21 protein-coding genes are annotated in these 18,511 nt (G+C 47.0%); 17 read left to right on the top strand and 4 right to left on the bottom strand.

Translation table 11 applies throughout. The annotated features are described in order from the left end of the window. The first annotated feature begins 7 nt into the window (after positions 1-7). The 7 genes from M3630_RS21910 (at position 8) to M3630_RS21885 (ending at position 5,952) form a co-directional block, all read left to right on the top strand. Complete coding sequence (locus M3630_RS21910) at positions 8-391, top strand: hypothetical protein (protein ID WP_251253510.1); 384 nt, start codon at positions 8-10, stop codon at positions 389-391. Between the two features lie 548 nt (positions 392-939). Beyond that, positions 940-2,223 (top strand): helix-turn-helix domain-containing protein, encoded by a 1,284-nt coding sequence (locus M3630_RS21905; RefSeq protein WP_251253509.1) that lies wholly within the window; start codon positions 940-942, stop codon positions 2,221-2,223. 3 nt (positions 2,224-2,226) lie between these two features. Next, a complete protein-coding gene (locus tag M3630_RS30995) occupies positions 2,227-2,349 on the top strand; it encodes a hypothetical protein (RefSeq protein ID WP_285861753.1) in 123 nt (40 codons plus the stop codon). A 217-nt stretch (positions 2,350-2,566) separates the two neighbouring features. Further along, complete coding sequence (locus M3630_RS21900; RefSeq protein ID WP_251253508.1) at positions 2,567-2,806, top strand: HD domain-containing protein; 240 nt, start codon at positions 2,567-2,569, stop codon at positions 2,804-2,806. Positions 2,807-2,921: 115 nt separating this feature from the next. Next, positions 2,922-3,395, top strand: a complete 474-nt coding sequence (locus tag M3630_RS21895) for a tripartite tricarboxylate transporter TctB family protein (RefSeq protein WP_251253507.1) — start codon at positions 2,922-2,924, stop codon at positions 3,393-3,395. A gap of 18 nt (positions 3,396-3,413) precedes the next feature. Further along, positions 3,414-4,940, top strand: a complete 1,527-nt coding sequence (locus M3630_RS21890) for a tripartite tricarboxylate transporter permease (protein ID WP_251253506.1) — start codon at positions 3,414-3,416, stop codon at positions 4,938-4,940. Beyond that, a complete protein-coding gene (locus M3630_RS21885) occupies positions 4,930-5,952 on the top strand; it encodes a tripartite tricarboxylate transporter substrate binding protein (RefSeq protein ID WP_251253505.1) in 1,023 nt (340 codons plus the stop codon). Before M3630_RS21890 ends, M3630_RS21885 begins: the two co-directional genes overlap by 11 nt. 57 nt (positions 5,953-6,009) lie before the next feature. On the opposite strand, the gene M3630_RS21880 is transcribed toward M3630_RS21885, so the two are convergent. Next, the gene (locus tag M3630_RS21880; RefSeq protein WP_221867964.1) at positions 6,010-6,483 is read right to left on the bottom strand and encodes a GNAT family N-acetyltransferase; all 474 of its coding nucleotides are present in this window, start codon (positions 6,481-6,483) and stop codon (positions 6,010-6,012) included. Positions 6,484-6,578: 95 nt separating this feature from the next. Continuing rightward, the gene (locus M3630_RS21875) at positions 6,579-7,667 is read right to left on the bottom strand and encodes a DUF418 domain-containing protein (protein ID WP_251253504.1); all 1,089 of its coding nucleotides are present in this window, start codon (positions 7,665-7,667) and stop codon (positions 6,579-6,581) included. Between the two features lie 274 nt (positions 7,668-7,941). Between M3630_RS21875 and M3630_RS21870 the strand changes: the two genes are divergently transcribed. The 4 genes from M3630_RS21870 (at position 7,942) to M3630_RS21855 (ending at position 10,700) form a co-directional block, all read left to right on the top strand. Beyond that, the gene (locus M3630_RS21870) at positions 7,942-8,712 is read left to right on the top strand and encodes a 3-hydroxyacyl-CoA dehydrogenase (RefSeq protein ID WP_251253503.1); all 771 of its coding nucleotides are present in this window, start codon (positions 7,942-7,944) and stop codon (positions 8,710-8,712) included. A 45-nt stretch (positions 8,713-8,757) separates the two neighbouring features. Next, on the top strand, positions 8,758-9,288 hold the full coding sequence (locus M3630_RS21865) for a MarR family winged helix-turn-helix transcriptional regulator (protein ID WP_251253502.1): 531 nt from the start codon (positions 8,758-8,760) through the stop codon (positions 9,286-9,288). 103 nt (positions 9,289-9,391) lie between these two features. Next, the gene (locus M3630_RS21860; protein ID WP_251253501.1) at positions 9,392-9,826 is read left to right on the top strand and encodes a hypothetical protein; all 435 of its coding nucleotides are present in this window, start codon (positions 9,392-9,394) and stop codon (positions 9,824-9,826) included. A 19-nt stretch (positions 9,827-9,845) separates the two neighbouring features. After that, a complete protein-coding gene (locus M3630_RS21855; protein WP_251253500.1) occupies positions 9,846-10,700 on the top strand; it encodes an SDR family oxidoreductase in 855 nt (284 codons plus the stop codon). Here M3630_RS21855 and M3630_RS21850 read toward each other — a convergent pair. After that, the gene (locus M3630_RS21850) at positions 10,697-13,288 is read right to left on the bottom strand and encodes a winged helix-turn-helix domain-containing protein (protein WP_251253499.1); all 2,592 of its coding nucleotides are present in this window, start codon (positions 13,286-13,288) and stop codon (positions 10,697-10,699) included. The genes M3630_RS21855 and M3630_RS21850 overlap by 4 nt on opposite strands. Before the next feature lie 238 nt (positions 13,289-13,526). On the opposite strand from M3630_RS21850, the gene M3630_RS21845 reads away from it, so the two are divergent. The 5 genes from M3630_RS21845 (at position 13,527) to M3630_RS21825 (ending at position 16,851) form a co-directional block, all read left to right on the top strand. Further along, positions 13,527-14,591 (top strand): CapA family protein, encoded by a 1,065-nt coding sequence (locus M3630_RS21845; RefSeq protein ID WP_251253498.1) that lies wholly within the window; start codon positions 13,527-13,529, stop codon positions 14,589-14,591. Positions 14,592-14,810: 219 nt separating this feature from the next. Further along, a complete protein-coding gene (locus M3630_RS21840; protein ID WP_251253497.1) occupies positions 14,811-15,242 on the top strand; it encodes a MerR family transcriptional regulator in 432 nt (143 codons plus the stop codon). Then, the gene (locus tag M3630_RS21835; protein WP_251253496.1) at positions 15,223-15,600 is read left to right on the top strand and encodes a carboxymuconolactone decarboxylase family protein; all 378 of its coding nucleotides are present in this window, start codon (positions 15,223-15,225) and stop codon (positions 15,598-15,600) included. The genes M3630_RS21840 and M3630_RS21835 overlap by 20 nt, the downstream gene beginning before the upstream one ends. A 16-nt stretch (positions 15,601-15,616) precedes the next feature. Then, positions 15,617-16,342, top strand: coding sequence for a metal-dependent hydrolase (locus M3630_RS21830; protein WP_251253495.1), 726 nt, complete (start codon positions 15,617-15,619; stop codon positions 16,340-16,342). 128 nt (positions 16,343-16,470) lie between these two features. Then, entirely contained in the window at positions 16,471-16,851 is a 381-nt protein-coding gene (locus M3630_RS21825; protein ID WP_353057256.1) for a VOC family protein, read from the top strand. A gap of 512 nt (positions 16,852-17,363) precedes the next feature. Here M3630_RS21825 and M3630_RS21820 read toward each other — a convergent pair. Continuing rightward, a complete protein-coding gene (locus tag M3630_RS21820) occupies positions 17,364-17,735 on the bottom strand; it encodes a hypothetical protein (RefSeq protein WP_251253494.1) in 372 nt (123 codons plus the stop codon). Positions 17,736-17,852: 117 nt separating this feature from the next. Between M3630_RS21820 and M3630_RS21815 the strand changes: the two genes are divergently transcribed. Further along, entirely contained in the window at positions 17,853-18,509 is a 657-nt protein-coding gene (locus tag M3630_RS21815; protein WP_251253493.1) for a TetR/AcrR family transcriptional regulator, read from the top strand. Positions 18,510-18,511: the final 2 nt, after the last annotated feature.

Here is an 18,511-nt window from a genome sequence, read left to right as displayed (position 1 = left end):
GAGCCCTATGATACCTTACGAAATTGTTTTCGATGATAAGGCAGATAAACTACGTATCTGCTTACCAGAACATTTATCGATTGTAGAAGAATTTTTAGAAGTCGAGGTTCGATCAGAACTCTCGAAGAACTTAATTTTAGACAGGATACAAAGAGTGGTATCTGGTGAAGAAGAAGTATCAGATGGTACTGGAAATTTATACAGTTCCGAAATACGGAGGGATTATACTCGAATTTATAACTCATACGTTGAGGATCAGCTAGAAAAGGGTATAGACACTGGCGAAGAATTGGAGTCGATCATTGAAACAAAGCATTTTGCAGAGCTCGTTACGATTTGGATGGATGCTCTAAATGAGCATCGACAACAACAACGTGATTCTATGAAATGATTGAAAGAACGGATAGTATTAAAGAAGACAGAAGTAGATAGCTACAAAAAGCCGCTTGTTTAGTTAAGCGGCTTTTTCGTAAATACCTTCATGTACGGATAATATGATTAATTGTTGATCTATACACATACGAATACTGGGTGTTATGACGGTGAATTATTGATGAGTGTAGTTTCAGTCATTTTTAACAAAATTATGTTTGACATGATCAACTCTATAGCACAACCTAAAATAATTTAGTCACATTAATAAACCAATTGCTCGGCTTGCATAAAAGCTTTATCAACTCCATTTTGATGAAGCTATGGAACTTTCTGGATCACTTCATGGTTCAAATCTTTTCCACTCAATTGGAAATAAATAAGTGATCATTGCCTTATGGATTCCTAATAATAGTATTGCCCACTCTAAAGAGTTTGTTTTCCATCTCTTCCCCACTCTAGTAAAAAGTGTAATCTATTTAAAAATGATTCAAATCGATTATATCATTCGTGGCTTAATGTGCTATCATATCCATAAAAAGGAATCATCAGGAGGGTGTATTTGCTGTGATTTCAGAGGGAAAGACCTTTGGGGGCATATTACGAGTATATCGAAATAGAGCAAACTTAACACTGACTGAGTTATCAGAAAGAACAGGTGTAGCTTCTGGAACCATTAGTAAGATAGAATCCGATGCCTTTACTTTACCAAACATGCAGCATGTAATGAAACTGGCAAAAGAATTAGATATTCCACTGTATACAGCGATCGTACCCTATTTACATAAAATTAAGCGCGAAGCGACACTTCGGACTCTATTAGAGGCTGTGATGCAAGAGAAGAATGTGGTTCTTACCAACAAAGTCGCTTTGCAGCTGCTAAATTGTCCCAAAAGCAATACATTTCTTTCTTTAGACTATCTGTATCAAACCGCAGGAACGGAAGGGAATGAAGAGCTGCGCTTGGCTCTTTATGACGTGATCTGTGACTACTCACGTGAGAATGGAATTCCTTTGTATCTGGCAAGATCGCTTTTCCAACGCTACATGATTCGACGTGAAAATTTAAGCCAATTAGATCAGACTTATGTAGAAGGCAAGGAGCTATTACACTACACGTCCTATCTGCATATCAATGAGCGAATTTTGACCTACTATAAATTTTCCTTCCATGCATTGCGTCTTGGATTCTATTCAGATTGTATTCATCTGTGTAAACAAGGACTTGAGATCGATCACAGTCAGAGTGAGCAAAAAGCAGCAGCGATCCTTGCGATCATCATTTCCTATTTTGAGCTGGAAGACTATACATTGGGGCATTTTTATCTGGAGAGATACGAAATGTTCGATTATCCCGAGGTACATAAACATGCCAGACATATTCGGGGGAAACTATACGGAAAGACGGGGAAATTTGATAAAGCCATTCCGGTATTACAAGAGTGTCTTGCGCAACAAGCACAGGATGACAAAATTGTGATCGCGAATGATTTGCTGGAGATTTATATCCAGGTAGGAGAAGAAGAGAAAATCCGTGAACTATTTTTGGCAGAAGCATCGATCTTGCCAGAAAATTTAACTACTCCGAATCAATACAATCAAATGGGACAGTATTTCCGAACGAAGGGCATCTTTTACATTCAAAAAAACGAAGTAGACTTGGGAATCGATAGTCTTGTGGAGAGCGTGAATTACTATCGCGCAATCAATGAGATAAAACAGGCGGATAAGAGTCTGAGTGTTCTTTTTGAATTCTATGTGTCACAGAAAAAAAATCTTCCTGTTGGTATACTCCATAAATTGGTAAACGTGTATAATGGAAGTAATCATAGATCCAAACAGGAGGTATAGGTCATGAAGAAATGGATATTGTCTTTGTGTATGTTAACCGCCTTCATTACAATGCCAGTTTTAGTAGAACAACCAGCCAAGCAATCCAACAAGATTATACAATATGGCTGGCCGGAGCCTTGGTAATTATCTTTTTTCTCTGATAGTAGAAACATAAGCAACATACTGAACCATACAATCAATGCCCTCCAATTGGAGGGCATTTCTTATACATACAAAATGTTTCATGCACGAAGAAATCCGAAGCTGTACAGAAGCTGGGAGACAACATTTTCACTTGAGTAATTCGTTATAATTAATTATAACTAATTATATATAGTTATAATTGGTATGGAGGTAGCGGATGCAGATGGTGACGACGACGATGGTCGATTCGCAAAAATTATGGATGGTGGTTAAGCGGATGGAGCCTCATTTGATCCGCAATCAAGCCAATATCGAGAAGCTTTTGAAAATGCTCATGATCCAGGATGTTTCAAACGACGATAACAAAGAGCTATGGAGCGAGTTCGAAAGCAATGAGACGTATGAAGCGAAAGTCGCCCATGCCATAATTCGTCTGAGCAACCAAATCGAAATCTAACGTCTACCATATGCTGTGTCCCGTGCGGACTGGCTATGGTAGTTTTTTTATGCTTTCGCACACAATGGGCGCATGTGCCATAGGCTGATGGTAGCTTTTTGCTGAGGTGATACACATGAGACGCCCGGATAATCAGCCAGATTTTATCGGTGCCCTTCTAAGTATGTTCCTTGGAGTGGTCATATCGTTCGAGGCCTATCGTCTGGAGGCATTTTCGACGTCTTTGTACGTAGGCGATCACACGCTGCCTGCAATTCTCGGCCTATTGTTTTTCTTGCTGGGAGGTGTGTTGTTGGTCCAATCATTCCGTGTGACGGAGGAAGCCTCTTCGCCAAACCCCGGACCGTTTTTTCCTGGAAAAAGGCTGCGCCTGTTGCTTTGCTTTTTATTCCTGTTGCTGTATGTCTGGCTGCTCGGCGCGATCGGCTACACAATGGCGACGCTCTTTGTCTCTTTTGCCTTTTTTATACTGATCGGCAGCTATCGGTGGCGTATGTCCATCGTGTACTCCGTCCTTTTGACAGGGGGACTGTATGTAGTGTTCATCTACTCGCTGCATATCACACTGCCTGGAGGCGATTGGTTTTAGAGCAAGCAGGATAAGGAGGTGCTGATCATCGAGACGTTCCAATTACTACTGGCTGGTTTTGCTTCAGCCCTCACGCCGGAGCATTTGCTCATGGCAGCACTCGGCGCTCTTATTGGCACCTTTGTAGGTGTATTGCCCGGCCTCGGTCCCACCTCTGCCATCGCGATTCTGCTTCCGGTGACAGCCGTACTGGAGCCGACACAAGGGATGATCATGCTGGCAGGGATTTATTACGGTGCCATGTACGGTGGCTCGACGACAGCGATTCTGCTCAATATCCCGGGGGAGCTATCGTCAGTCCCGACGTGTCTGGACGGCTATCCGCTCGCGAAAAAAGGGAGAGGTGGACCGGCATTGGGGATATCTGCACTGGCTTCGTTTGGTGCAGGGGTACTGGGAGTAATCGGTCTCGTCTTTTTCGCTCCGATTCTGGCAGATCAAGCATTAAAATTCGGACCGCCTGAATATTTTGCGCTGATGATTTTGGCTCTCACGCTGATGGTCAGTCTATCAGGAGGATCATTGGTCAAATCGTTTTTGATGGGGGCATTCGGCTATACGCTCGCTTTAGTTGGGCTGGGACCATCCTCAGGAATGCCGCGCTTTGATTACGGCGTCCCCGCATTGGTAGGCGGTTTTGACATGATTAGCATCATTATCGGGTTGTTTGCGATTACAGAAGTCCTCAAAGGAATTGATGAAAAACGCGCAGCTACTCTGATTGGCAAGCCAGGCAGTGTCTACCCGAAAAAGGAAGACCTGAGGGAAAGTGCCGGGCCTATGCTGAGGGGCGGAATTGTCGGTTTTTTTCTTGGATTGCTGCCGGGCTGTTCGGCTGCGATCACGTCGTTTTTGGCGTACGATATGGAAAAAAAGCTATCGAAGCATCCCGAAAAGTTCGGTCAGGGAACGATCGAAGGGGTAGCGGCACCAGAAGCAGCGAATAATGCGACCAGCAGTGCTGGCTTCATTCCTCTGTTTTCGCTCGGAATTCCATCCTCACCGCCACTGGCGATTTTGTTGGCAGGCTTGATGATCTACGGATTGACGCCAGGCCCTGTTTTGTTTGAACAAAATGCGAGCTTTGTCTGGACGGTCATCGCCTCGATGTTCGTGGGGAATGCGATGCTTCTCGTGCTGAACCTCCCGATGGTATGGGTGTGGGTCAAATTGACGAGGGTACCATATGGCATCATGGCTCCAATCATCCTGATGTTCTGCACGATTGGGGCATACAGTGTGCGGAACAGCATGTTTGATGTGTGGGTAGCGTTTCTGTTTGGCGGACTTGGGTATGTTTTTTCCAAGTATAAATGGCCAGTTGTTCCGCTGGTTTTATGCTTCATTCTGGGACCTCTTCTGGAAGAATCCTTCATTCAAACGATGGCGATGGGCGCGGGTGATCTCAGCATTGTTTTGTTTCGGCCCCTATCGTTGACCATCTTGCTGGCAGCTGGAGCACTCTTGATCATCTCCATGATGCTGAACCGCCGGACACAGCAACGGCTAAAAGAAGAGCGAGACCGGGGAGTAGATGTCGCGTAGGGAGGAAGAGTCATTGAAAGGATATAAACAATGGGCGGCTGTCATGATGTCGTTGCTTTTGGCGGCAACCGTTAGTGCATGTGGAAATCAAGGTACAGCCGAGTCGGCCTATCCATCGAAGCAGGTGGAGTATATCGTGCCGTATTCTGCCGGGGGCGGAGTCGATCTCGTGGCAAGAGCGGCAGCAGATTATTTGAGCAAGGAATGGGGGCAGCCCATCGTCGTCGTCAACAAGGCGGGAGGTGGTGGGGCGGTAGGAGCGGAGTATGCTTTAAAGCAAGCCAAAAACGATGGCTACACAGCTCTTGCTGTCAATGTATCCAATACGACGATGCTCGCTGCCGGGATGAAAACACCGCCGATTACAAACGATGATCAAGTCTATACAGCCAGGATTGGCAAAGGGACGCTTGCTTTTGCTGTGAAAGCCGACGCGCCTTGGAAAGATTTCGCTGAATTTTCCGCGTGGGTGCGTGCGAATCCGGAGCAGTTAACATGGACTTCTGTAGGGCCAGCAGGTTTTTCCGCTTTTGGGGTAGCCGAATGGCTGGATGTGATCGGGGCTGACTTCGCCAAGACGAGAATGATCGTGACGAAAGGAGCCTCTGATTCCGTCCCGAAAGTCGCTGGAGGGCACGCGATTTTGGCGGTACATACAGTAGGAGAGATCATGCCGATGCTGCAAGCGGGCAAGGTCAAAATCCTCGCCGTATCCGGTGATGCGCGAAGTCCGTTCCTTCCTGATGTCCCGACTGCGGAAGAGCAAGGCATACAAGGCTTGTCGGTTTTCTGGTGGACCGGAGTGTCTTTTGCCAAAGGAACGCCAGAGTCGGTTATCCGCAAATGGGAAGAAGCGATTGCCAAGATGGATAAGGACCCGGCCTTTTTGCAAAAGCTGAGTGAAATCCAAGTGGAGCCGGCATATGCGGCAAGTGAAGCATTTACAAAGGAAACACAGGCAGAAACGACGTACTACTTGGAATTGGCGACCAAGAAGGGCATTCGAAAATAAGGGCGACAAAAGAAAAAGGGGAGAATGGCCAGTAGCTATTCTCCCTTTTCCATCTATCTATTTAGGTATCCGTTTTTCGTACTTGAATTTATAAAACCCATTCGCTGCGTTCGGCTCAGTCTCGCCGACTTTTTTGTAACCGCATTTCTCGTAAAAGTGTTGGTTGCGTACCGCTTCATAGCCAGTATCGAGCGTCCATTTCTTGATGTGTGGATATGCGGCCTCCATGAACTGCATGGTTTGGGTGCCGATACGCAAATTTTGTTTATCAGGATCGACATAGATGATCCCCAGCTCCAAATGCTCATGATCGACTGGAATGAGGCAAAAACCGCCGACGATCTGGTCATCCAGCAAGATCGTATAGTAATGGGCCTTTTGCATGAACAAAATATGCTGGTCAGGCTGGTCATGTCCGGCAGGGCCCTCTCCGTACTTTTGGACGTCATCTGCGAAGCAGCGAATAGCAATTTGTGTGAGTTGCTCTGCGTTCGCGGGGACAGCCTTTTTGAAAAAAACCATAGGACTCATGAGATCATCTCCAGTTCGTCTGACTACTTCGAATTTGGTGTATGAATGATTAGAAAAATTCTCCTATATAGCAGACGGATGAACCCACAGAATGGTTACCCACTTATTTTTCTCATGAAGCACTCCAACGGTCCCCGCTCGAACCAACGTCTCCATAAAAGCGAGAGCACAATGGAAAAGAGGAAGAATCCTACGGCGTAGAGCATCGCAAAAGCGAGCGATTGATTTTCGAGTCTGCCAATCAAGGCAAGGAAACTGAGTCCGACAATGATATGACTGACGTAGTGTGTCAGTGTTAGCTGACCTGTTTTTACGCATGTCTGTGTAAACCAGCTGTTTGCGAATTTTTCCGCAAAGCTGACGCACAACAGGATGATGATAACAGCGGTGCTTGAGCTGGACAGCACATAAAACAGGTTTGGTGGAACTGGTTTTGTTCCCCATAAAAATAGGGCGCTCTCGCTTCCGACAACCGGAATAAAGAGCTTGATCAACCCATACGATAAAACTTCCAAGCTGACGAACAGGGCAGTTGCCCAGCCCAACATTTTTTTGCGTACAGATCGATCAAGCAGGTTTCGTCGACCAAGCCACAGGCCGAGAAGGAAAAAGCACATCCATGGAAAAACCGGGTGATAGCCATTGTACAGCAGGTTGCGCAGGAATCCCTCGACTGTCCAAAAATCAAGGTACTGGATAAATGGTTGCCGCGGGTCCCACCCTTGCAAATAGTTAAGCGACAATTGTAGCGTTTGAGCTGTGAGCAGGATGCCGCTACAGGCGACAAGAAGTGTTTTCCCCGATACGACGAGGAGGAAGGAGGCGATAAGCATATAGACACCGTAGTAATGCAGGATGTCGCCGCTCCAACCACCGAGATAAAGCAACATCCCGGTTACAAATAAAAACAAGGAGCGCTTCCAAAGGACGTGGCGGTTAGCCTGCAAGAGGGCCGGGTCTCCTGAGGTCCTCGCTTTTTTTGTCATAAACGCAATGCCAATTCCCGCTAAAACAACGAATACAGTAGATGCTCTGCCTTGAAACAAACTGGATAAAGCGATAAGCCAGTCGGGTCCGTTATGCTCTGCGTTCAAGATGACGACGTAGTTGACGATCATCATCCCCAGCATGGCCCACGCCCTCGCAAAATCAAGACCAATGACTCTGGTAGAAGACACTTTCATCCGGGTTCTTTCCTCTCCACTTTTATTTACTTACCGGTAAGTAAAATATAATGGGATGGATTGGAAATAGCAATCCCTAAAATGTTGGAGATGGATAAGCCCAACTGTCCTTTCCCCGGACACAGATGTCTCATACCTGTCTGGATTTGAGAACGTGCAGACTTGATTGTCACTCGCAAAAACCACGTACGATAAGGGGGAACTCGGTTGGTATCCAACTTGCAGAGCTTTTTTCTGAATGCGGATGCAAGTGCAGAGGAAGGGAGAGAATGGCTTGGATATGCGGGAAGTGGTTGCCATTGTAACGGGTGGTGCTTCCGGTTTGGGAGAAGCCGCTGTGAGGAATGTAGTTCAACACGGGGGAAAAGTAGCCATTCTTGATTTGACGGTAGAGAAGGGGCAAGCACTGGTGAATGAGCTGGGGCGCGAAAATGCTTTGTTCGTGCATACGGATGTCATGAGTGAAGTGAGTGTTAGGGAGGCAATCGATCAGGCTGCTGGCACATTCGGAACGATTCACACTGTGGTCAACTGTGCGGGCATCAGTTTGGCACAAAAAACGCTGTCGCGAAGCGGGCCACATCCACTGGAATCTTTCAGCAAAGTTATTTCAGTCAATTTGATCGGTACTTTTAATGTTATTCGGTTGGCGGTGGAACAAATGGCAGGAAACGAGCCGAACCAACAGGGGGAGCGGGGTGTCATCATCAATACTGCATCGGTGGCGGCTTTTGAAGGGCAGGTGGGGCAGGTTGCCTATAGCGCCTCCAAAGGTGGAATTGTAAGCATGACCCTGCCGCTAGCAAGAGATCTGGCTTGGTATGGCATACGCGTGATGGCGATTGCTCCGGGTCTGTTTGACACGCCAATGTTCGATCAGCTCCCGCGCTCTGAAAAAGCTGCATTGGGTGCAACTGTCCCTTTTCCCGCTCGCATGGGTGACCCGCAAGAATATGCGATGCTCGTGAACAGCATTGTCACCAATCCGATGTTGAATGGAGAAACGATCCGGCTGGATGGGGCAATCAGGATGGCACCGAAATAGAGAAGACGTGTTGACAGGAAGATAGTTAGGTGCCATACTATGTCCATGACAAACCATTTAAACGGAAGAAAACAAGAAGACGCGATCCCATCGCTAATTCAATCTCAGCGCCAGATTGATCGGTATGGTCTCGATGTTGATGCACAAGCTGTACTCGTCGCCGCCAGGCTGATGGAGGCAGGAGCCAAGCTTGGGCATGCGGCCGAAATGCATTTTGCCAGATTCGGCTTATCAACGGGACGATATCGGTTATTGGCAGACCTTGAAGATAACGGAGGGGAAGTACTGCCGTCACAATTGGCAGAGCACTTGGGGGTAACACGCGCTACTGTTACCGGTCTGATTGACATCCTCGAGCGCGATGGCCTAGTCTCACGACGAGCGAGCGCAAAAGATGGCAGGCAAAAATCAGTCATTTTAACGGAGCTCGGTGCAAGCAAGCTGCGTGAAATGGCGCCTGAGCACTTTGCGAGGTTGGAAGCGATGGTCGAATTGCTCAATACCGAGGAGCGCAGTGTGTTTCTCGACCTGCTTGGCCGCGTGACACAAGGCATCTCGGCACTGACAGAAGAATAGCAAGCAGCAGGCAGTAAAACGGGCTAGGCAACTAGCCCATTTTCATCCTTATATAGTTAGGTTCCTAATTATTTTTCGAAACAGGGGAAAGGAGGTGAAAAACATGCGTAATCCTGCAAAATCGGGGTTTGTTTTATGGAGAGAGGTAATCATGGCTTATTTGTCTCCTGCGATCATGGCGAGTATTGGAGGATGGATTACCGCTGACAATAGGTTGCAAATAGGTGCATTGACCACGATTGGCGGAACATCCGCATTCATTGCCGCGCTCCTTGGGCGATGGTTACAGAGCCGTGGTGTACATAAGAGCTGGGTCACCCGCACGCCTCATTTCGCGCTGGTAGCGGTTATGGGGATGACAATGGCAGTGATCGGTCTACTGGCAGCATGGCTAACAACGGAGTTACTCGTCATCTTTGCTCCCAGTGAAGCGTTGGCTTGGCTGGGTCGTGTCTGGATCGACTTCCCGCTATCAGCGATAATCGCAAGTACGTTAATCACATGGCGGTGGCGTAGTAGCAATCATAAGATGGAATGAATGACGGAGGAGATAGAATATGATCGTAGTCATGGGAGCGACAGGAACCATAGGGAGTGCACTTTTGAAACGATTGATAGAGATCGGTGTCCCAACTCGGGCATTGAGCAGAACGCCAGAAAAACTTCAGATGCGAATGGGAGATACGGTGGAAGTCGCAGCAGCGGAAGCTTCTGATCCTGAATCGTTGCGCCGGGCGTTTGCAGGTGCGAATCAGCTCTTCCTTTCCCTTTCGAACAGTCCCAATCAGGTCGAGCTGGAAACAGCGATCATTCGCATAGCAGCTGAGGCTGGAATCCAACACGTTGTGAAAATATCCAGTCCAGCCTACGACGAAAAGGCGCCAGTCGCCGTAGCGGGATGGCACCAGGAAATCGAGAGAGTTTTATCAGAATCGGGTATAAAAAGTACTGTATTGCGACCGTACGCCTTTATGCAGAATCTACTCCGTTTCGCACCGACGATCCAGTCGCAACATGTTTTCTTCGGCACGCTGGGCGAAACTGCCTGCAATTTTATCGATTGCCGGGATATCGCCGATGTTGCTGCAAAGGCATTGACCCATCCCGAAAAGGCAGGTCGTGTCTACACACTGACAGGTTCTGAAGTTTTTAGCTACCCGCAAATGGCGAGCAAGCTGTCCGAGCTGCTCGACCGCCCGATTATGTACATCAACAAGGATAGCGAAGCACTCCGGCGTGATCTGATGGAGTACGGAAACATGCCGGAGTGGCTCGCCAGTCATGTCGTTGAAATTCAAGCTATGTCAGTAGCGATCCCGGAAAAGCCGACAGATGACGTATGGCGTGTCCTCGGCAGAGAACCTCGCAAGCTGGACGCTTTTCTCCAAGAACATATCGAAAAGTTTCGTTAATCAACAGAGTTATTTTCTAGCAGCGAAATTTCCTGGGCTTTCAGAAGAGCTTGCGTGCGATTGGTGACACCTAGCTTGCCATATATCCGATGCAAATACACCTTGACCGTCCCAAGCGTATTCCCTAGCTCATCGGCAATCATCTTGTTGGATGCTCCTTTGGCCAGCATGGAAAGGATGATGATTTCTTTTCCGGTTAGCGGCTCGATCAAAGGAGCCTTTCTTTTCTCCACTTTCTTAGGGAAAAGGGATAGCAGATGATTGACATACGCAGCCGATACGGACGGACCTGGCTGTTGGGATCGTTTTTTCAAGCGAAGCTGGTAATCGTGCAGGAGGTGAGACATCGCGGTACCTTCGTCCAGAAAGCTTCGGACGTAGCAGTTGTTTCCGCCAATCAAGAGTGCCTCGTGGAGGAAAGCCAGCGCTTCATTTTTGTTGCCGCATTGCTGGTGGGCGAGCGCTTGCAGAATGGCGATGTCTACCTGACTGATCAATAGCTCCTCGCGAATACTGGATGGCTTAAGGATCGCTAAAATACGCAAGGCTTCCTGTTCCTGCTGCTGGGCGAGCAGCAGACGGACATAGGTCAAAACCTCCAATTCTCTCTGAATGCTAGGCTGATTCAAAATGGAAGGGGGAAGCTTGGACAATTCCATTTTCGCCAAAGCGATGTCCCCTTCTTGAATCGCGATGTGTGCGAGAAAGGCTTGTAATGGGTTTATCCAATACGAAGCACCCCAGCTTGCAACTGTCTCCCGTGTCTCTGAAATGATTTTTCGAGCCGCAACAAAATTCCCCTCCACTAGCTTGTGCTTGGAGTATGTCAGCGCATAGGGGACGAGCAGGCCAGGTATTTGCTTTTGCAGTGCGACCAAACGAACGCGTTGAAGATGATCGAGGCTTTCTTCCAGCCTGTTTTCCTCATACAGCCCCTCCGCCAATGCTTGAACGACATACAGATTGATCAAGGAATCCTTCCAGCCATGTGCTTCGAGTATGTCGGAGAACTGCTTGCCAACAGCCTCTGTCTGATCGGACAGCATCCCTTTTAAGCCGAATCGCGTACGCCGAATAAAGGGCTCAGTCGTGTTGTAATTAAAATGGTAAAACAACGGGCTCTCTGGCAGCATGCTTAACTGCGATGAACTGGCAATCCAGCTCTCAAAATCTCCGGTTGCAAACACTAGATTCGCTCGCACAAAAAACAGCCCGCTCAAAAACTGTTGATGCTCCGTCGAGTCTTCCAGGTTCGCAGCGCTTTTCTCCAATTGGGTGAGGGCAAGCTCTGCCCGATCCGTATAACCGCAAGCAACCAAGAGGAACACATAAATTAGGCGAAAAAGTGGTGAGAAATGGTTCGTGTGATCAGGGATGCTGTCCAGCGTTCTAAGAAAGCTGGAAAATTCGCCTCGTTGGAGCAATACCGGAATATGTTGGGCAAGGTAGCTTACAGCCAGCATGTAATCGGCAGCGGCAATCGCATGATCGATTGCTTCGTCCAGCATTCCACGATCCGCGTAGCTCTCACTGGCTCGCCGGTGCAACTCACGTGCTTCTCCGGGAGCTGTTTGCTCCAATTGACTGCGCAAAAAATCGGCAAATAAGTGATGGTACCGATACCACGTGCCATAATCATCCAGCGGGATTAAAAAAATGTTTTGGCGGTGCAATCGGGTCAGCATTTGTTGGCATTGGGGCAGGCCGGTCAGAGCGTGGCACATGTGGGCGTCCATTCTTGCCAGCACAGAGGTTTTGAGCAAGAAGCCGCGCTCCTCTTCTGGAAGTCGCATGATCACTTCATGAAACAAATACTCCGAAATATTCCGATGAGACCCAGTAAATCCGGCAAAAAATTGATCGTGATTCTCCGTATTCACGAGTGAAATGGCTGCGAGCTGCAAACCGGCGACCCAGCCCTCCGTACTTTTCACCAGCTGTTCTATTTGTGTTTCGGTCAGTGGTAAATCGTGAACCTGCCGGTAAAAGCTGTCCGTCTCTTGATGGCTGAAAAGGAATTGTCCCGCCTCAATGTGACATACTTCATGGCGTACGGTCCATTTGGCTGTAGGAAAAGGCAACGTGTTGCGACTGGCGATGTACAGATGGACGTGAATCGGGACGTATTCCAAAAAATAAGCAAGACTGTTGTGAATCGTCTCATCCGAGATCACGTGATAGTCATCGAGTATGATAGCAAGGGGCTGTGTCGTAGCAGCGAGTTCATTGAGCAGAGAATCGATGAAGGTAAAGATCGAGGTATGACTGGTTGCCTTCATGGCTGGTTCCATTCGCTCGGAGAGTTCAGCGAAGTCAGATTCAGCTAGCGTAAATACGAGGTATTTCCAAAAGCGAATCAGGTCATTGTCCATCTCATCGAGTGAGAGCCATACGGTGGAACCGCCGTACTGATGGGCCCATTGACTGAGCAGGGTCGTTTTTCCGTAACCGGCTGGGGCGTATAGTGTGGTTAGTCGGCATTGCAGACCAGCGTCCATTTTTTGCAGCAGTCGGCTCCTATGAACGCTATTCGACCGAACGGCGGGCATTGCTGTTTTGGTTTTCAGCATAATGGAATGATGGAGCATGTTCGTACCGTCCTATGTATTAGAATCTTATGTGTCCATTATACTTGTTATCGGCAATAATCGACATTTGGAAAAAGAAGGAATATGTTGACTCGAGGAGCAGGCCCCAAACCGTCATCTTTTGCGTGCCCGTCACTTTTCGGCGAGAATTTTCCACGGAAGCCAGACATGCTTCAACAGGCTTCACATCCCGCGGCTACTAGAATGGAAGCAAAAAAGAAAAGTGGGCGAAAGAGGCATGAAGATTGGACGATGGAAACACGCTGTAATCGTGCTAACTGCAGTGATGCTCTGTGTTGCGGTGGGAACAGAATCTGGCGTCGTCCTGGCGAACGGCGCAGGGGATGTGCAGGACCAGGATTCCATTAAGGTAGCGTTTGTCGGGGATGTGATTTTGGATAAGAGCGTGGGGAATCAGATCGGTCGTCACGGCGTAGATTATCCGTTTCAAAAAACAGCGGATTTTCTCAAGCAGGCAGACCTGACAATTGGCAATCTGGAGACACCAGTCAGTACGCGTGGACGTCCAGAGAAAAAGGAATATACTTATCGTGCGAAGCCAGAGTCGTTGAAGGGGCTCGTGAACGCGGGCTTCGACGTGGTCAACCTGGCAAATAATCATTCGCTGGATTATGGCATGGACGCGCTCTCTGACACAATGGAGCATCTGAAAGAGGCAAAGATCGGTTACGTAGGGGCAGGGAAGAACGAGGAAGAAGCATACGCTCCCTATATCCAAACAATCAAGGGAAAACGCGTGGCAGTCATCGGGATCAGCCGAGTCCTTCCAAATGAGCGTTGGTATGCGCGAAAAAACAAGCCAGGTCTCGCACATGCCTACTCGTATGAGCCGATGCTGTCCCATGTAAAAAAGGCAGTGGCGGAGTCAGACATAACGATTGCGGTCATGCACTGGAATCGGGAATATAAGGATTACCCAGAACCATATGCGCGTGAGATGGCGAAAAAGCTGATCGACAGCGGTGTGGATGCAATAGTCGGGTCGCACAGCCATTCGATTATGGGCGTTGAGTTTTATAAAAAGGCGCCGATTTATTACAGCGTAGGGAATTTTGTGTTTACCACCTCGCGCAATCCGAAAGGTCGCGAAGCCATGATGGTCCAACTGACGTTTACAAAAGACGGGAGCAAGAGCCGCGTGATCCCGGTGAAGCTCACGAATGGTCAGCCTGCTCCCATGGACGAGAAAAACAAACAGCGGATCATCGACAAGCTCAACCGCATTTCCTATGGGGCGAGTATATCCGAAAAAGGGGAGGTAACCGAGTCTAAGCCTCAATAGCGAGTCGTGGCATCGTTTCTCTGCGTGTGAAACCAAACATTAACTAAGACAGGCATTTGCCTGTCTTTTTCTAATTCTCTTACAAAAATTCCAAAGCACTAATTAGACTCCAAAAATAACGTTTTAGACTGAATGGATTAAGCAAACAGGCAACTTGACTTAGAGTCAACTCAAAGGTGTAAGATTGGACCAAGTCGACAACAGAAGGAGCTCCTCGAAATGAATATTAAAGAAGTTGCGGAAAGAACCGGACTTTCTGCACATACCATTCGATTTTATGAAAGAAGTGGATTATTTCCTAAAATAAAGAGATCCAAAAATGGAATACGCGAATTCAGTGATTCTGATGTAAACTTTCTTATTTTCATGGCAACTCTCAAAAAAACAGGGATGTCACTTGAAGATATTTCGGAGTTCACAAAAGATGGCTGCATACTTGAACGTTTGGAAGCCGGGGAGATGCCCAAAGAACCAGTTAGGAATCGACTTTCGATTCTTATGGATCATCGGAATAAGTTGCTCGAGCAACAACGGAATATTGAATTATTTATAAATGCTGTAACTCAAAAAATTTCATTTTATGGGAGTTACATTGAGGGGACAGATAACAAAGAAGCGGAGGATTTTAAAGATGGCAGAAATAAGGTATGAAGTCGGTTCACAAGTAATGAATCAGGTTGTCGGAGAATCTGGTGTTCGTACTCGCGAGTTTTTGAAAGGAATCGCCCCTGATTTTGAACGTTTTTTAGTTGAATTCCCATTTGGAGACATCTATAGCCGACCAGGATTGGAATTGAAATCTCGTGAGATTGCTACCGTTGCAGCCTTAACCGCTCTTGGGTACGCAATTCCTCAACTGAAAGTACATATTAACGGTGCCTTAAATGTTGGATGCACAAAAGAAGAGATCATGGAAATAATGATGCAAATGGCCGTTTATGCTGGTTTCCCCGCCGCTTTAAATGGACTGAATGCAGCAAAGGAAGTTTTTACAGCTAGAAATTTATAAAAGGGGGAGTATAAACATGTTAAACCGAGTTATTTCTTTTACTTGGATTGGTTTTGGCGGATTTTATATAGAAACATCAGGAAATAAAAAAATACTTATTGATCCATGGATTAAAAACAATCCCTCCTGTCCCGAAACGATTAAAAACATAGAAAAAGTAGATTACATTTTTTTAACACATGCACATCGAGATCATGCTGAAGATGCCGTTTGGCTTGCGCAAAAAACAGGTGCCAGCGTGTTGGCAGGTTGGGAACTTGCTTTTATTCTCCAGAAAAAAGGTGTTCAAAATATTGTTGCGATAAATAAAGGTGGAACTCGACAATTTGAAGATATTGCGGTTACTGCTGTACATGCAGACCATTCCTCGGCTTTCGTTGATGGTGATCAGATTCTCTATGGTGGGGAGCCTATGGGGTACGTGATCAAATTCGAAAATGGATACACTGTCTATCACGCTGGGGATACAAACGTATTTGGTGACATGGCTCTAATTGCTGAATTATACGTTCCAGACCTGGTACTATTGCCGATCGGTGATGCTTATACGATGTCCCCCCGAGAGGCTGCTAAGGCAGTCCGATTGCTAAATATAAAAAATGTCATCCCGACACATTTTGGCGTATTTGATTTTTTAACCGGTCGGCCAAGCGAACTCTCTGCTTTGCTTTCTGATGTTAAAGATTTAACGGTTTATGATATAAGTCCTGGTGATACTATTGTTATCAATCACGATAAATGAGAAAGGGAGATAGTATTCAGTTAAGGATGTTATAACGGCAATGACTTTCTAGTGTGAAGCAGAGTTATGCATATGGGAGGAATGGGCAGAATGGAGACGTATATCATCACGAAAAGGAGTGATTATCAGTGCAAGCCATCACTACGTTTTTCATGTTCCACGGACAGGCGGAAGAAGCGATGAAGTTTTACACTTCTATTTTTGATCGCTCCGAAATCAAGCAGATCATGCATCACGAGAATGGGCAAGTTCTGCAAGCTACCTTTACCTTAAAAGACCAAACCTTCATGTGTATCGACAATACGAACGGTGACTATCATGCCTTTACTCCGGCGATTTCGTTGTTTGTGGACTGCGATTCGGAGGAAGAGATTGACCGGGTTTTTGGACAGCTTTCCTCGGATGGACAAGTACTCATGCCGCTTGGACAATATCCGTTCAGTGAAAAGTTCGGATGGGTTCAAGATCGTTACGGAATATCATGGCAGATTCATTTGCCGAAAAGATGATATTGAAAAGCCGGTACACCTCTTGGTACCGGCACTTTTTATGTTTATAAACGTTGCTGTAGTGGGGGAAGAAGCGAATTTCCAGTCTACGCTTCGGCCTACGCCCAGCAAGGGGTATACACTGTCCGCTTCGGAAAAAATGGCGGGAGCGCTTCAAACGTAGAAGTTTCGAGGAGGTAGTTCATAGGTGAAGCTGAAAACCCCCGCCATTTTTTCCGAAGCTAAGATGGGCTCCAGAGGCGCTTGGACTGGAAATGCGCTTCTTCTGGCGTAGCTATTCGTTAAATCATTGAAAGTGGTTCGAAGATGTTTTATTTTCAACCGAATTTTCTTTCAGAAGCTTCCCGGTGTTAACTTGCAAAACGTTTTAAAAACACGCATGAATCCACAGTTGTACGAAAGTCCTGTCACATGTTTGGAAGGAGACAGCCCGAACGAAGAGAGGATACAGGCGACTGGAAAACATGTGGCAGGGCTTCTCCCGACCACAACTGATGGAATATATCTTTTTTCTACATCGTCATCAACTGACGAAAACTATGACGATAGCTCCACAGCAAATACCCTTCCAAAATCGCTACAATCAGCCCCATTGCGAGCATGTCGGGATCGACAAACAGGTGAAACGTCAAGATGTTGACAGCAAGCGGAGCGGTGGCGGTTAGAGCCAGTGGGACGAAGCGGTTGGTCAGGAACAGGAATCCACAGATGATTTCGACGGTTTTGACCAAAACGAGCAGGTACCCTTGCAAAAGCTTCATGGCAGCAGGACTGGTTGGAAAGATAGGCTCGTATCCAAACAAGACCATGTACCCATTCACACCTGCTCCAAGCAAAATCACTCCAAGGATAATACGGGAGAATACGGGCAAAATCCGTGTCATCAGGCATCACTTCCTTGTGGTGGAATAGGGATGATGAAGTCTTCGAGGAAAGTATAACTCCGCTTTGACCACCTGGTCAATAAGCGTTATGATAGGAAAAAGAAGAACGGAGAGAAGGTGACGGACATACAAGGAATTTGGCAGGACGAAAATTTGGAGCCGAACAAGCGAAAGCTGTTGGATGCGGCCCTTGTTGAATTTTCCGTGAAAGGCTATGAACGAGGCTCCACCAATCAAATCGTGCAGAACGCAGGCGTATCAAAGGGGATGCTGTTCCACTTTTTCGGGAGTAAAAAGGGACTGTTCCTAGCGAGTGTCGATGCTTGTATTGAACGTTTTTTTGCCTCTATACAAGCACGAATGGAAGCAGCGCCGCAGGACTTTTTTGCGCGATTTCTTCACGTCCATCAAGCGAAAATGGCGCTCTTTGCCGAGGAACCAGCTATTTATCAAATGGCAGTTGCGGCCTTTTTCGATTATCCCGAGGAATGCCGGGCTGAGATCGAGGACAGAGAGGCCCAGTTCAATGCGCGATATCTTCCCTTGTTTTTGGATCAAGTCGATACATCAATGATCAAAGTGCAGTTCGATCCACAGAAGGCGCTACATTTTTTGCTGTCGGCTGTAGAGGCATTGACGCAAAAGTATGTCCGCGAAAACTACGAAGCCAGCGACAAAGGCTTTGCACATATCCAATCCTTTTTTGCGGAATTAGAATCGTATATGGAAATGATGAAAGTAGGGCTGTACAAACAATCAGACAGTGGAGCATAAAG

The organism is Brevibacillus sp. MER 51, assembly GCF_023714195.1.
In the GTDB taxonomy this organism is placed as follows: domain Bacteria; phylum Bacillota; class Bacilli; order Brevibacillales; family Brevibacillaceae; genus Brevibacillus.
Note: the sequence above shows the minus strand (reverse complement) of the source record. Positions and strands in the feature narration are given on the sequence as shown.

Coding starts and splice junctions, on each gene's coding strand:
- M3630_RS21850 (WP_251253499.1), bottom strand. CDS start 13,288: ATGCTCCATCATTCCATTATGCTGAAAACCAAAACAGCAATGCCCGCC.
- M3630_RS21860 (WP_251253501.1), top strand. CDS start 9,392: ATGCGTAATCCTGCAAAATCGGGGTTTGTTTTATGGAGAGAGGTAATC.
- M3630_RS21910 (WP_251253510.1), top strand. CDS start 8: ATGATACCTTACGAAATTGTTTTCGATGATAAGGCAGATAAACTACGT.
- M3630_RS21840 (WP_251253497.1), top strand. CDS start 14,811: ATGAATATTAAAGAAGTTGCGGAAAGAACCGGACTTTCTGCACATACC.
- M3630_RS21900 (WP_251253508.1), top strand. CDS start 2,567: ATGCAGATGGTGACGACGACGATGGTCGATTCGCAAAAATTATGGATG.
- M3630_RS21865 (WP_251253502.1), top strand. CDS start 8,758: ATGACAAACCATTTAAACGGAAGAAAACAAGAAGACGCGATCCCATCG.
- M3630_RS21835 (WP_251253496.1), top strand. CDS start 15,223: ATGGCAGAAATAAGGTATGAAGTCGGTTCACAAGTAATGAATCAGGTT.
- M3630_RS21855 (WP_251253500.1), top strand. CDS start 9,846: ATGATCGTAGTCATGGGAGCGACAGGAACCATAGGGAGTGCACTTTTG.
- M3630_RS21845 (WP_251253498.1), top strand. CDS start 13,527: ATGAAGATTGGACGATGGAAACACGCTGTAATCGTGCTAACTGCAGTG.
- M3630_RS21830 (WP_251253495.1), top strand. CDS start 15,617: ATGTTAAACCGAGTTATTTCTTTTACTTGGATTGGTTTTGGCGGATTT.
- M3630_RS21820 (WP_251253494.1), bottom strand. CDS start 17,735: ATGACACGGATTTTGCCCGTATTCTCCCGTATTATCCTTGGAGTGATT.
- M3630_RS21880 (WP_221867964.1), bottom strand. CDS start 6,483: ATGAGTCCTATGGTTTTTTTCAAAAAGGCTGTCCCCGCGAACGCAGAG.
- M3630_RS21875 (WP_251253504.1), bottom strand. CDS start 7,667: ATGAAAGTGTCTTCTACCAGAGTCATTGGTCTTGATTTTGCGAGGGCG.
- M3630_RS21895 (WP_251253507.1), top strand. CDS start 2,922: ATGAGACGCCCGGATAATCAGCCAGATTTTATCGGTGCCCTTCTAAGT.
- M3630_RS30995 (WP_285861753.1), top strand. CDS start 2,227: ATGAAGAAATGGATATTGTCTTTGTGTATGTTAACCGCCTTCATTACA.
- M3630_RS21885 (WP_251253505.1), top strand. CDS start 4,930: ATGTCGCGTAGGGAGGAAGAGTCATTGAAAGGATATAAACAATGGGCG.